Here is a 13230-nt window from a genome sequence, read left to right on the forward strand (position 1 = left end):
TCACGCCTGCACACCCGAGCCGCTTCGAGCGGACGGAACCGTCTCCTGGTCTTGATGGTGTGGAGGCGCAAACGGGATGATCTCCGATCTCCAGGCCGTTTGCGAAAATCTGTTTCCGGCCAGCCACGGAGCCATCGAGGGGAGACGGCGTGCTCGCCCGCAAAGAGGGCAAGTACTAAAACGTCCACCGACCCATTGCCAACCGTTCCACCTCAAAAGGCGTTTGAGCTTAACTCTAGGGGAGCGTTGGGCGAGTCAATCCAAAGGTCCCCATCTACGAAACAACGATAGGCGCTAGTCCAGCGCTTCGACCACGTTGAGCAACACCCGGGCACCTGAAATCATATGCGCGTCAGTTACGAACTCCGCCTCGTTATGGCTGATGCCATGGCGACACGGAACAAAGATCATGGCTGTTGGAGCTACGCGGTTTATGAACAGCGCATCGTGAAAAGCACCGGAAACCATTTGGCGGCTCTTGAGACCGAGAGCTTTGCAGGCCTTCTCAATTGCCCCTGTAATAGCTGGTGAAAAGCGGCCTGGCGCCATGTTGACGCGCTGGCTGACGCTAACGTCACAGTCCCAGCGGGCGCCAGCGGCCTCGCATTCCTTTCGCACATGCTGGTCCATCGCAGCAAGGATAGCGGCGTCCGGATGGCGGATATCGACGGTGAAGGTAACAGAACCGGGGATAACGTTGATGGAACCTGGCTCGGCAGTAATGCGGCCAACCGTCAGCCGTGCCTCGGGGTCCGCAGGCATGACCGCCGATTGAAGGCTTGCGATTGCGGCGGCTGCCGCACCCATGGGGTCCTTGCGGAATTTAAGCGGCGTCGTGCCGGCATGCGCGGCCACACCGGAGAAGACAACTTCAAGCCATTTCGTGCCCTGCACCGCCGTGACGACACCGATGGGCACGTCCTCCTGCTCGAGGATCGGGCCCTGTTCAATATGCAGTTCGACAAAGGCGGAAATAGCGTGGCCTGTTGGTCGCAACGCAGCTTCAGGCAGTGCTGCGAGCGTTGCCGCCAGCTCATCGGCCAGCCGCGGGCCGTCCGTCGCATGTATTGGCTCCCAGTCCGCCATAGTTCCTACCCCCGCGAAGGCCATGGATCCCATGCAACCCGGCGAATAGCGGCTACCTTCCTCATTGGTGAAGGCGACGACTTCGACGGCACGGTCGGTTTCGATGCCGGCGTCGCTCAGCGCTTCGAGCACCTCGAAAGCACTGAGCGTGCCGAGAGCGCCATCGAAACGGCCACCAGTCGGCTGGCTGTCGAGGTGGCTGCCGATGAGGATCGGTGGCAGGGAAGCATCCCGGCCCTCCCGTCGAATGAACAGATTGGCGATATCATCCTGGAAGACGGTGAAGCCGCGGGCAAGCGCTCGCTCCGCGAGCAGCCGGCGCGCCGCACGGTCTTCGATGCCCAAAGCCTGCCTGTTGACACCACCGGCAGGCGTCGCGCCGATCGCTGCGAAATCGGCGACAGACGCGAGCAGGCGCGCGGCGTTGACCTCCGGCTTCCGGGTCATCGGCCAAGGCCTGCAATGAACCGCTTGACCCGCTCGAGCTCAACCGCATTCCACCAGACGCCATCGTATTTAAGGGCGCTTGCAATGATCACGCCGTCCGCGACGGACAGAATATCGTTGGCATTATCATGCGTGACGCCGCTGCCCACCAGTGTAGGCAGCGACGCCGCCTCCTTGATCATGCTGATATAACCGAGATCGGCGGCGTGGCCGGTGCGCTGGCCGGTGGCGATGACGACATCGGCATCGAAGAAGACGAGATCCTTGACCTGTTCTTCGACCGGCCGATCCGCCACGATGGCATGCGCCCCATGCTTGACGTGGGCGTCGGCAAAGATGCGGACGCCACGGGCGCGAAGATGGGCACGGTAGCGCATGGCGCGTGCCGATTCTCCCTCCACAAACCCCTCGTTCGCAATATAGGCATTGGCCCACTGGTTGACGCGAATGAAGGATGCTGACGAGGCAGACGCGATGGCAAGCGCCGGGATCGCCGCATTGGCGAGAACGTTGATGCCGATCGGGCGACCGAGCTCGCGGCGGATGCGATCCGCGACAACGGCCATATGCGCTGATGTCTCGGGGCCGATATCATCAGGCTTGGCAAACGGAACATCGCCGTGGTTCTCGACGATGACGGCGTCGCAGCCGCCCGAAAGGTAGGCCCGTGCATCTGAAAGACCGCGCTCGTAGATCGTCTCGACGCCTTCGTCGTCATAGCGTGGCGCCCCCGGCAATGGCATCAGATGCACCACACCGATCACCGGCTTGTCGCGCCCGAAAAGCGTCCTCAGTGTGTCCTTGTCCTGCCGTCCGATAGGGTTGCTCATGGCGATCACACGTTTTCCAGTTTCAATGTCTTTGTAAGGGCGGCTAGCTCTGCCGAGGTGGGGAAAGAGGCGAGGGTACCGGCACGGCCGACAGCTAGACCCGCCGCCCGTGTTGCAAGTCTCGCAGCATCGGCAAGCGTCGCACGCTGCGCAAGAAGTCCGGCCAACGTTCCGGCAAAGCAATCCCCGGCGCCGCTGGCATCCACGGCTTCGCGTTTTTCGGCCGGGATGTGGAGCCGGGAAGAGGCGTCCAGAACGAGGGCGCCCTCCGAACCGAGCGTTACGATGACGGTGGTTGCGCCCCTCACGCGCAGGCGGTCGGCAGCGCGGTCAGCAGAGGTTTCGCCGGTCAAGGCTTCGGCCTCCGGTCGATTGATGATCAGCAGTGACACCGCCGAAAGATCCGGCGCATCGGAAGCAAGCGGGCTCGGATTGAGAACGGTGAAAAGCCCGGCCCTCCGCGCTGCCTCCAAGCACTGCACCGTTACATCGGCGCCAAGATTGCCCTGCATCAGCAACATGTCTCCGGCGCTCCAGGTCGATGCGAGCGGGCACATCGTCAGCGGATTGAACGCCTCGGCGCAGGCGGCGGCGGTAATGATGACATTCTCGCCATACCGATCGATCAGGATCACCGAGCGGTCGCTGGGCAGGTCCAGACGCGAGAGGCGCAGGTCGGAAATCTCCGAGGAAAGCAGGCTTTCCATCCCGTCGCCGGCCGCGTCCCGTCCCAGAGGCGCCCAGAGCGTGACCGACGCCCCTGTCCGGGCGGCAGCGACGGCCTGGTTTGCCCCCTTGCCGCCCAGGCCTTCGCCGGCAGCCGTTGCGTTCAGCGTTTCGCCCGGCTGCGGCAGCCGCTCCAGGCGAAAGCTCGCATCGACGCAGACATTGCCGACGACATGGATGGTCATGGCCTCAAGACCTTCCGTTCAGTCCGTTGCCCAGGCGAGCATCTGCTCGAACAGGGTCTTGTAGCCCGGCCAGGCAATGAATTCCGGCGGCAGCCAGTGCGGGCCGACATCCGACGTCCAGACGAGCGTACGGCCTTCGCCGTAGGTTCCCGTGACGAGCAGCGGCAACGAACCATATTCCGAGGAAACGGTCATGAGCTGGTTTGCCCCTTCCTTCAGCGTCACTTCGTTGAAGCCAAGCAGATAAGGGAACTCGCCGGAAATGCCCGAAAGGATCGGATGCGAAGCATCGCCCGAAACAACCGGCGTAAAGCCCTCCGGCACCTCGACACGATCATCGACGGGAAGGCAGGCCACCGGCAGCACTTCTTCGACCGCGGTGTTGCGGAAGCGCGCGCCGCCATTGATGCCCTGGAACGAATAATAGCCACCGAACATCAGGAGCGCACCGCCCTGGGCAACGTAGTCGCGCAGCAATTTCAGGCGGTTGGGCGTCCGGCGCGAGTGGATCCAGGTATCGGGATGCAGAAGCAGCGTGTTGGCGCCGATATCCGAAAGCACGATGGCGTCATAGGCTTGAAGGCCTTCGAGCGTGCTCGGAAACTCCTTCTGCGCCTCGTGCGCAGGCATGAAGGTAACGTCGAAGGGGCTATCCTTCAGGGCCTTCAGCAATTCGTCCGCGCCGGTGTGGTAGGTCACGGTCGGGAACTGGTCGAAACCCTTGATGTGGGTGGCAGTCGACACCCAGGATTCGCCGGCGAGCAGCACTTTTTTCTTGGTCATGGAAACTCCTTGAACGATGGGCCAGCGCTTAGGCGACGGCGGAAAAGACGGATTTCGGGTTGTCGATCAGCATGCGATCGATAGCCGCCTGATCGACGCCATGGCGCTTCAGCCGCGGCAGGAAGTGCTTGAGGATGTAGCCGTAGCCAAAGCCGCCGTAGCGCGTCAGCATGATCTTCAGGAACACATCCTGCGACAGGAGCAGCCGGTCGCCGAAACCCTTGTCGATGAGGGCGGCGATGGCACGGGCATTCTCCTCGTCGGACGGCGACTGGGCGTCCTGATCGGCATAATAATAGTCCATGCCGATCATGTCGTATTCCAGGAAAGCACCGCGCTTGGCCAATGCCATCTGATAATCGAGATCATTATGGCTGGGGTTCATGTGACAAAGGACGGTGTGGCGCAGATCGGCGCCCTCTTCTTCCACCATGTCGAGCACGCGATGCGCCAGGCGCTCCCAGCCCGGCAGATGGATGGAGAGCGGCAGGCCGGTGATGCGCGACGCCCGCGCCGAAGCACGAAGAGACTTCTCCTCCTCGGCGGTGAAATTCCGGCTGACGCCAACCTCACCGATAATACCGGCCATGATCTCGGGCTGCGTCTCGCCGCCACCGACATCATCGACGATGAACTGCGTCACCGCATCGACGTCAATGGCTTTCAGCCAGTCGGGATGGGTGTGCTCCAGATAGAAGCCGGTGCCCATGATGATCCTCAGCCCCGACATGCGCGCGATGCGGGCGAGTCCTGCCGCATCACGGCCGATGCCGAAATTGGTCGTTTCGACTACGGTACAGCCGCCGAGCGCCTGGAACCGCTTGAGCTCTCCAAGCGCCAGATCCCCGTCGTCGAGCGAGACATTGTCCCGGTTCATATAGGGGTTCATGCGCAACTCGCCGATGATCTCGATAGAGACCTTCTGTTCGGCGATTGCCTTTTCGTCCGGATGGCAGGGGCAGATCCAGCTGGTCGCGCCATCAAGGAAGATGTGCTCGTGCATCAGCGTTACGCCGAGATCCTCCACCGGCACGGGGCCGGTGACGGTCATGGCAGCGCCGGAATTCACCCCGATGGGCTGGCGCGCTTTCGGCGCGTCCTTGAAGAGGTCATCGAGCATTTTCAGCGCCCCTTTGCGCCGCCGCGGAACAGGCGGAAATTCAGCCAGATCGCGACGAGGATAATGAAGCCGGTGACGATCGGCGTGAAGAAGGGCGAGAGGTGCGACAGGATGAGGCCGTTTGCGAGCACCGCGACGGTGAGCGCGCCAAGCACGGTCCCCACCAGAGAGCCGCGTCCGCCGAAGAGGCTGGTGCCACCAAGCACGACGGCTGCGATGACATCGAGCTCGAAGCCCTGTCCCGCATTCGAGGAGCCGGAACCGAGACGGGCGGAGAGGATGACGCCAGCGGCGGCCGCCGCCGTACCCGAGAGCACATAGACCCAGAGGATGACCCGGCGCGTGTTGACGCCTGCCCGCCTTGTCGCCTCGGCATTGGCGCCGACGCCCGTGACGTAACGACCGAAATGGGTTTCGTTGAAGGCGATGTAGGCGACGGCGAGGATGACGATGGCGATCAGAGCCGGCGCGGGAATGCCGAACACCCAGGCGCGGCCAAGCGCCACGAAGGGGCTCGTCGGCTCGATGGGGATCGAATAACCGCCGGTGATGAGCAGCGCCAAGCCACGGATCACGGAAAGACCGGCAAGCGTGACGATGAAGGCGGGGATGCGCTCATAGGCGATGAAGTAGCCCTGAATAACGCCCACAAGGCCGCCGAGAAGCAGCATCAGCAGGATAGCCAGCGGCCAGGGAACACCAGCCTGAAGGGCTGCCGCCGAAAGCGTGGCCGTCAAGGCGAGAACGGAGCCGACCGAAAGATCGATGCCGCCCGTCGTGATCACGAAGGTCATGGCGGCTGCAACGATGAGCAGCGGGGCGGACTGCCGGATGACGTTGAGAAGGTTTGGCGCGGTCAGGAAGGAATCGGTCGTCACCGCAAAGAACAGGCAACAGACGACGAAGAACAGCGCGATCGACATGACGCCGCCATTGGCCACGACCTTGTCGAGGATCGTTGCCTCGCGCATGCGGGGCGGATGGCTGGCATAGGCGTTGGGTTCGGAACTCATGCGGAGACGCCCTTTTCCCGGTTATGGCCTGCGGACTGGGCGGCAAATTTTCGCCCGACGATGAGATTGACGACGTCCTCGATATTGGTGTCCTCGATCCGGCGTTCGGCGACATTTCGGCCCTCGTACATGACCTGAATGCGGTCGCAGACGAGGAACAGATCCTGCAGACGGTGCGTGATCAGGATGACGGACACGCCGCGTTGCGAGACGGTGCGGATGAGTTCGAGCACCGCCTCCACCTCGGCGACGGCGAGTGCCGCGGTCGGCTCGTCCATGATGAGCACAGACGGATTGAAGGATGCGGCGCGACCGATGGCGATGGACTGGCGCTGGCCACCCGAAAGGTTTTCCACCTTCATGCGCGTATCGGGAATGACGATACCGAGGTTGGAGAGCATGTCGCGCGCCCGCTCGTGCATCAGTTTCTTGTCGAGCATCGGCACGCCGGCTATCCGTCGTTTCGGCTCGCGACCAAGGAAGAGATTGCCGGCGACATCGATCGTGTCGCAGAGCGCCAGGTCCTGGTAAACCATCTCGATCCGAGCTGCGCGCGCATCCGCCGGCGAGGTGAAGGCAACCTCCCTGCCATCAATCTCGATGGTGCCGGCATCGGGGATCACCGCGCCGGAGAGAACCTTGCTGATGGTAGACTTGCCCGCGCCGTTGTCACCCACCAGACCGAGGACTTCCCCGGGCTTCAGGTCGAGTGAGGCGTTGTCGAGCGATTGTAGAGCGCCGTAGCGCTTGGAAATGCCGGTCATGCGGACGCGGCTGACTTGCGTGTCGGTCATATTCAACGCCCTTGCTGGAAATCCGGCCGCCCAGCCTAATCGTCAGGCCGGGCGGCGGCGGCAGTTCGGCTTACTTGAACATTTCGCGATACTGATCGACGTTCGCCTTGGTGACGATGGTGACCGGCACGTTGATGATCGGCTCGATCTTTTCACCCTTCTTGACCTTGACGAGCGCCTCGACCGCGGCCTTGCCCTCACCGGCAGGATCCTGCTGGATCACTGCCGTCACGAAGCCCTGGTCGATGCCATCGATGGCGGATTTCGTCAGATCCCAGCCGAAGACCTTAATGCTATCACCGCGGCCCTGGCTGGCAACGGCGGATACCGCGCCGAGCAGCGCCGGCTCGCCGGTCGCGTAGAGTGCCGTCATGTCGGGATTGGCGGTCATCAGGTTTTCAGCGGCCGACAGCGCAACGTCCTGCACGTTCTGGCCGTCAACGGTATTCAAGAACTCAACCTTCTGGCCGCCCTTACCCACGGCTGCCTTGAAGCCATCAAGGCGCTGGTTCTGGATGAAGGAGTTGAGCGCGCCGACGACGCCGACTTTTGCAGCACCACCCATGTCGCTCTTCACATAATCGGAGAAGAACTTGCCGATCTCGGCGCCAGCTGCGGTGTTGTCGACACCGACGAAGGCGATGTTGTCGCCTTCCGGAATCTGCGCATCGATGGCGATGACCGGAATGCCGGCATTCTTAGCAGCAGTGATGGCCGGCTTTACGCCGTTGACATCGATGGCAACCAGAATGATGCCGTCGACCTTCTGCGTGATGTAGGTTTCGATCGCATCGTTCTGCGCCGCGGGCACATTGTTGGCGTTGAAGATCACGAGATCGGCGCCTGCAGCCTTGGCTGCGGCGTTGGCACCGTCATTGATCTGGTTGAAGAACAGTGCCTGCTGGTTGATGGTGACGAGCGCGAATGTATCGGCAAAGGCGCTGGAAACGGCCATGGAAAGCGTCATGGCTGCAGCTGCAGCGCAGCCGAGAAGATATTTGGTCCGACCCATTTTAGGTTCCCCTTGTTAGAAGCCGCTGGCGGCAACAGAATTTACAGGGGCATTATTCAAGTGACTTGAATTCTTGTCAAGTCACTTGAATACAAGCAATCACAAAAGTTAAATCGTAACTTTTCCTAAGTAAACTCAGAATGTTGCCGGGGTATTTACCCAGAAAATCGAGGCACGCTGATTTCCGACATTGCGATACCAATGGGCCAGTTCGGAATTGAAAACGAAACTGTCTCCGGCGGCCAGACGAAAGGTCTTATCGCCGATCATCAGTTCGATCTCGCCGACGAGAACGTAGCCCACTTCCTCGCCGACATGCTGGATCGGCCCGGCGCTCTCGCCGCCCACATCGATATGGTGAATGTTGCACTGGAGCAGATGGCCCTGTGAATAGGGAATGATGCGCTCCAGCGATATGCCCTCGCCGCGCCGCAGCGGATCGAGCGAGATCAGCGGTCGCGTGCCAGCGCGAAATACCACCCCCTCATCGGCATCCGTCTCCTCGAACATCCAGCCGATATTGGAATCCAGTGCCTGCACCAGCCGGTGCAGCATGGGCAACGAGGGCGAAGCTTTGCCGTTTTCGATCTTGGACAGCAGGCTTTCTGAACAATCCGCAGCCAGCGCCAGTGCCTTCAACGTCAAGCCGCGCGTCTGCCGCGCAAGCTTGAGGCGTGCACCAAGCCGCACCGGATTCGATTGGACCTTGTCCTCTCGGTTGCTTTCGGACGGCAAAGGCGGCTTGACCATATTCATGTTAGAAGCATCGCATTGATCGGTGCCACAATCATAAATCCTTCAGGCAAGCGCTGTCCAGTTAGGATGCTTTAGGCGTAGAACGTTAGGCCTGCTTGCGTGGAGCAAGGCTATCAAACAAAAGGTGACGACAATGCTTGGGCCAGACGGCGTGAACATGCTGCCGACCGGGATTTCTGACTATAATGTCGACTAATCGGAATGTCCCTTTTTTGTTAGTACATGTATAGACATTATTGTTGAACGGTGGTTCTATCCCGCAAAAACAGGGGGATCATCATGGCCAATACGATGTTCGATCTGGCAGGAAGAGTGGCAGTTGTGACTGGTGCGAGCCGCGGCATGGGCCAATGATTGCGCTGGCGCTTGCCGAAGCGGGTGCCGTTATTTGCGTACGGCGCGCGATCAAAATTCGCTAATCGAAACCAAAGCGAGTAGCGAAGCCCTTGGCAGGACCTGTATCACGGGCGCCCAGGATGTGACAAATATTTCGTCCATCGACGAAACGCTAAGCAAGTTCGAAAACATCGCTGGCGCTGTCGATATCCTTGTCAATAATGCGGGTACGAACAGGTATCTCCCTCGCTCGAGATCGATGAACAAATTGGGACAAGATCATCGGCACCAACCTCAGGGGCGCGTTTTTCTGGTCGCAAGGCGCAGCGCGGCGGATGTCAAGGCAGTGCTTGCTCATACGCATAGCCGGAAGAAGCGGTAGTAGATGGACAGGAGTACGGGAACATAACCTCGGCACATTGCACAGAATGGCTTTGCGGCATTGCAATAATTAATAACGCACTGCAATATAGCTGTCACAAACCTGTGCAGTTAAGGTTCCGTTCGATGAGGATTTGTATCTATAAGTCGGAAAGAGCACCTGAGCTTACCCTCCTGCTGCGAGAAGGATTGCCTCTCCCGCTCGATACCAAGGTAGACAAATGGACCAAAATTAAGGTGGTCACCGATAGAGAAATGAGAGCAGACCTTTTGATTCAGATTGGTGGCGTCGGATATGCGTTAGTCCGGCTTGGCGCGATCAGACAACATTAGGCAGTAGCACCCGCCTTGCTGCCGCGTTATCACCAAACGACCGTCGCATCGTGGGCTTTGTCTGCTGGACTCACGAGCCGACCAGCGGCCAATTGTCCGCCTCGGATTGAAAGCTGCTTTGTTGAATTGGTTAGGCTCTTGAAGAGATTCGAACTTGCGATCCGTGATTTAGTCACGTAGCAGGCAGGGGATCAGTGCCTTCGCTTAGGATTGCAAGATATCTACGGTAGCTGAAAACACGGCCACGCTTGCGACCTGTCACCTCGTCGACAATCCCCAAACGCTCCAAGTCAGCGAGCGCTGCATTGACAGTCGGCGCTGAAAGGCCTGTCATTTGAACGACCTGATTTGCCGTATGAAAGGGGTTTTGCTGAAAGAGTTCGTGAATACGAAGGGCCGATCCGGCTCGGTCGCTCTCGACTGTGATTTTCTCCCTGTCCTCCTTGAAAAGATCGACAATCCGAGTGGCAGCTTCAAATGCTTGGTTGGCGGTGTCGGCTACACCCGTCAGGAAGAAGTCTAGCCAACCTTCCCAGTTTCCATGTTCACGGACCTCTTGCAGTAATCGATAATATTCGCTTCGATAGGCCTTGAGGTAAAGACTGAGGTAGAGCAATGGTTTGCGTAGAACGCCGTTCATGCACAGGTAAAGAGTGACAAGCAGACGACCTATCCGGCCATTGCCATCGAGAAATGGATGGATCGTTTCGAACTGGACATGCAGGAGGCCAGCTTTGATCAGAGCCGGTAACCGTGATTGATCGTCATGCATGAAGCGCTCGAACGCGTCTAGGCAGCCACCCAATTCCGTCACGGGTGGTGGCACGAAGAGTGCGTTGCCGGGTCGCGTGCCTCCAATCCAATTCTGCGAGCGCCGAAACTCTCCTGGATCCTTAGTGCCTCCCCGCCCGCTTTGCAGCAGTCGTGCGTGCATCTCTCGGATCAGGCGCAATGACATTGGCAGCGTTTCCAAACGCTCCAAACCATACATCATCGCATCAACGTAATTGGAAACCTCACGAATATCATCGACCGGTTGCCCCGCTTGAGCCTCGGTCTCAAACCGCAAAAGATCGGAAAGCGTCGACTGTGTGCCTTCAATCTGCGAGGAAAGAACTGCCTCCTTTCTTACATACATGTAGAGGAATAACTCCTGGCGCGGGAGCAGCATTGTGATGCCATCCAGGCGACCTAGCGCACGCTCTGCCAGACTGAGGCGCTCCAATAGCGAAAGGACATCGATGGATGGCTCGGGCGGCAATGGCGGAGGCACGAACGCCCGCACTGTTTCGCTCGCTGCCGTTGTTTTGACAAAACGGCCCAGGCGCAAATTAGGTTCGGAATCAGACATAGCCTAATATGAATTCCGTCCGTTATTTAAGCAAGAGCCCCTTTATTTAAATAAGCCTCGAGCTTAGGTAAGCGCGCTTAATTAACGTAGACCGTTGTCATTGCGTCAAGCGCAGGCTGAATAGCCCCGAGTTTCGTAGACACCCTCGGGTTAGATTTTCTACTGCTTCTCGAACTCGACGGGCGACAGCATTCCGTTTCTGACGTGCTTGCGTTTCGGGTAGTAGAACATCTCGATGTAGTCGAACACATCCTGGCGAGATTCATCGCGAACGCAGACCATGTAAGCTTCACGACTTGAGAGCACCTGCTTTGACGCGCGCTATCGCCCGGCGCTCCTCGAAGTGTGCCTCGACGTCAAAATCTGACACGTCCGGTCGAGTGTCGTTCAGTGCTTCGAGTACCTTCGTGCGAAACCAAGCATCGTGAGCCTCGCTTCCCGAAAAAAGTTCAAGTGGCAGCGCACCCTCGTTAGCTGTCCGCGTGAGCAGGATGCGGACTGCATCTGATACCGTCAGGCCCATGTTCTCAAGGACGGCGGAAGCACGATCCCGAACTTCGGCATCGATACGTGTTTGGACAAGTGCGTTTGCAGCCATGGCTATCTCCAAATTTGATAGCAAGGTAATGCATTTGAATGACAAAATCCATAGTAAGTTTCCGGCCGAGAAGGCCCCTATTCAGATCATCGACGACGCGATTTTCTCGTGCGGCATATCAGTAATTTATGGAACTTTATTGAGTGCTAAGAACATGACGGTGATATCAGGACACTTTCTGCGGCTCTGTTCGTTCTACTCCTACCATCATTTCAAGTTGGTCGAACAAGGCCGCTTTCGTTTTCTCGTCAAAGCGATGCAATCCTAAGAGATCAAGCATCACCATTCCCTCGCATGCCATCCACGCGACGAGGAATTCCATCTTGTTACCTGTTTCACCCTCGATCAGTTGCGCATAGCGCCCATACGCATCCCTCACCGGTTCTAACAAGTCGGGATTTTCAGCCTTTGCGACAGCAACTGCTTCAAGGTACGACGGAGCCTGGGGATCAGCTTCCCTCCATGTCTTTATATAGGAAGTCAACACTCCACGGCTCTTTCCAGATCTCATCCGAACATCATCGAAGCGCGTATCCCATTCTCCACACATAGCCGCCAGAAGCTCCTGTAGAAGTGCGCTTTTTGTGGGAAATGAATGAAGCACCGCTCCCTTGGTGGAGCCGATTGCCTCGGCGACCGCCTCCAGTGTAACGCGGCCCGCACCTCGCTGCAGGGCGATGTCCCGCGCCGCCGAGATCATCTGTTCCTTTGAGAACTTTCGCCTTGCCATCTATATGCCTCTTTGATACATACCTTCCGGTCGGTATGTTTGATAAACGCTCCAATTGTCAACCAGGTTTAGTGATGCTCCTTGACACTGTCATCTGCGAAACGGAAGTTCTGGCGAGCGATACGAAGCTTTTTCGAATTCGGCCAACGCGCGGAGAAGACTGGGTACGTGCCGAGCCTGGATCTCATATCGATGTAAACTGCTTTGGCGAGTTGACGCGCCAGTATTCGCTGTTCGATCTCGATGAGGCCGGTTACTACACCATCGCCGTCAAGCGTTCCAAACGGGCCGGAGGAATTTCCGAGGCCCTGCATACGACCGCGGTGGCCGGGACGCGCTTGCGGATCTCCAAACCAAGAAACCGATTTCCACTTGGCGCTCCGGCGCACGCGGTTCTACTCGCCGCAGGCATCGGTATCACGCCGATATACTCCATGCAGCAGCAATTGCGAGCGTACGGCGTGGGCCACCATCTCCACTTCTTTAAGCGCGACGCGAAACTTTTTAGAGATCGGCTAGCCGCAGCCATAAGCGAAGGCGCAGCGACTCTATACGAGGGCATGTCGTCGGAACAAATCAGGGCAACTCTCTATGAAATTCTCGACGTTGATCACGCGCCGAACACGCACGTGTTTGCCTGCGGCCCGGCGGGCTTGACCTTGCCCCCAAGTTTTATCCAGTTTTGAGTTCGCTCCAGCGGTTTTGGGTTGCTGTATTCGGGGCGGTAGCGGCGGGTTGCGGTGCGGAGC

Annotated in this window: 14 protein-coding genes and 1 pseudogene; 2 read left to right on the forward strand and 13 right to left on the reverse strand. The window is 58.8% G+C overall.

Annotation, left to right across the window (positions count from 1 at the left end):
* Positions 1–294: 294 nt before the first annotated feature.
* The 9 genes from FHT70_RS22300 to FHT70_RS22340 form a co-directional block, all read right to left on the reverse strand.
* Positions 295–1533 carry a Zn-dependent hydrolase gene (locus FHT70_RS22300; protein ID WP_183704894.1) on the reverse strand — a complete coding sequence of 413 codons (1239 nt, stop codon included), beginning with the start codon at positions 1531–1533 and terminating at the stop codon, positions 295–297.
* A complete protein-coding gene (locus FHT70_RS22305; protein WP_183704896.1) occupies positions 1530–2363 on the reverse strand; it encodes a BtpA/SgcQ family protein in 834 nt (277 codons plus the stop codon). The genes FHT70_RS22300 and FHT70_RS22305 overlap by 4 nt, the downstream gene beginning before the upstream one ends.
* A 5-nt stretch (positions 2364–2368) precedes the next feature.
* On the reverse strand, positions 2369–3274 hold the full coding sequence (locus tag FHT70_RS22310) for a ribokinase (protein WP_183704898.1): 906 nt from the start codon (positions 3272–3274) through the stop codon (positions 2369–2371).
* An 18-nt stretch (positions 3275–3292) separates the two neighbouring features.
* The gene (locus tag FHT70_RS22315) at positions 3293–4057 is read right to left on the reverse strand and encodes a glutamine amidotransferase (RefSeq protein ID WP_097600228.1); all 765 of its coding nucleotides are present in this window, start codon (positions 4055–4057) and stop codon (positions 3293–3295) included.
* Positions 4058–4085: 28 nt separating this feature from the next.
* Positions 4086–5177, reverse strand: a complete 1092-nt coding sequence (locus tag FHT70_RS22320; protein ID WP_183704900.1) for a phosphotriesterase — start codon at positions 5175–5177, stop codon at positions 4086–4088.
* A 2-nt stretch (positions 5178–5179) separates the two neighbouring features.
* Complete coding sequence (locus FHT70_RS22325; protein WP_246721920.1) at positions 5180–6148, reverse strand: ABC transporter permease; 969 nt, start codon at positions 6146–6148, stop codon at positions 5180–5182.
* A gap of 38 nt (positions 6149–6186) precedes the next feature.
* Positions 6187–6984 (reverse strand): ATP-binding cassette domain-containing protein, encoded by a 798-nt coding sequence (locus FHT70_RS22330; RefSeq protein ID WP_183704904.1) that lies wholly within the window; start codon positions 6982–6984, stop codon positions 6187–6189.
* Positions 6985–7054: 70 nt separating this feature from the next.
* The gene (locus tag FHT70_RS22335; protein WP_183704906.1) at positions 7055–7996 is read right to left on the reverse strand and encodes a substrate-binding domain-containing protein; all 942 of its coding nucleotides are present in this window, start codon (positions 7994–7996) and stop codon (positions 7055–7057) included.
* A gap of 135 nt (positions 7997–8131) precedes the next feature.
* A complete protein-coding gene (locus FHT70_RS22340) occupies positions 8132–8752 on the reverse strand; it encodes a cupin domain-containing protein (protein WP_245421348.1) in 621 nt (206 codons plus the stop codon).
* Positions 8753–9080: 328 nt separating this feature from the next.
* On the opposite strand from FHT70_RS22340, the gene FHT70_RS22345 reads away from it, so the two are divergent.
* A complete protein-coding gene (locus FHT70_RS22345; protein WP_348649562.1) occupies positions 9081–9470 on the forward strand; it encodes an SDR family NAD(P)-dependent oxidoreductase in 390 nt (129 codons plus the stop codon).
* A gap of 504 nt (positions 9471–9974) precedes the next feature.
* On the opposite strand, the gene FHT70_RS22350 is transcribed toward FHT70_RS22345, so the two are convergent.
* The 4 genes and pseudogenes from FHT70_RS22350 to FHT70_RS22365 form a co-directional block, all read right to left on the reverse strand.
* Entirely contained in the window at positions 9975–11153 is a 1179-nt protein-coding gene (locus tag FHT70_RS22350) for a Fic family protein (RefSeq protein ID WP_183704908.1), read from the reverse strand.
* Positions 11154–11312: 159 nt separating this feature from the next.
* Positions 11313–11423 (reverse strand): annotated as a pseudogene (locus tag FHT70_RS22355) (IS3 family transposase); the annotation flags it as partial.
* A gap of 19 nt (positions 11424–11442) precedes the next feature.
* Positions 11443–11751 (reverse strand): type II toxin-antitoxin system RelB/DinJ family antitoxin, encoded by a 309-nt coding sequence (locus FHT70_RS22360; protein ID WP_183704861.1) that lies wholly within the window; start codon positions 11749–11751, stop codon positions 11443–11445.
* A 166-nt stretch (positions 11752–11917) separates the two neighbouring features.
* Positions 11918–12481: a TetR/AcrR family transcriptional regulator gene (locus FHT70_RS22365; RefSeq protein ID WP_183704910.1), complete on the reverse strand. Its 564-nt coding sequence runs from the start codon at positions 12479–12481 to the stop codon at positions 11918–11920.
* Positions 12482–12555: 74 nt separating this feature from the next.
* Between FHT70_RS22365 and FHT70_RS22370 the strand changes: the two genes are divergently transcribed.
* A complete protein-coding gene (locus FHT70_RS22370) occupies positions 12556–13167 on the forward strand; it encodes a ferredoxin reductase (protein WP_183704912.1) in 612 nt (203 codons plus the stop codon).
* The last annotated feature ends 63 nt before the right edge of the window (positions 13168–13230 follow it).

The organism is Rhizobium sp. BK049, from assembly GCF_014193135.1.
Classification (GTDB): Bacteria; Pseudomonadota; Alphaproteobacteria; order Rhizobiales; family Rhizobiaceae; genus Rhizobium.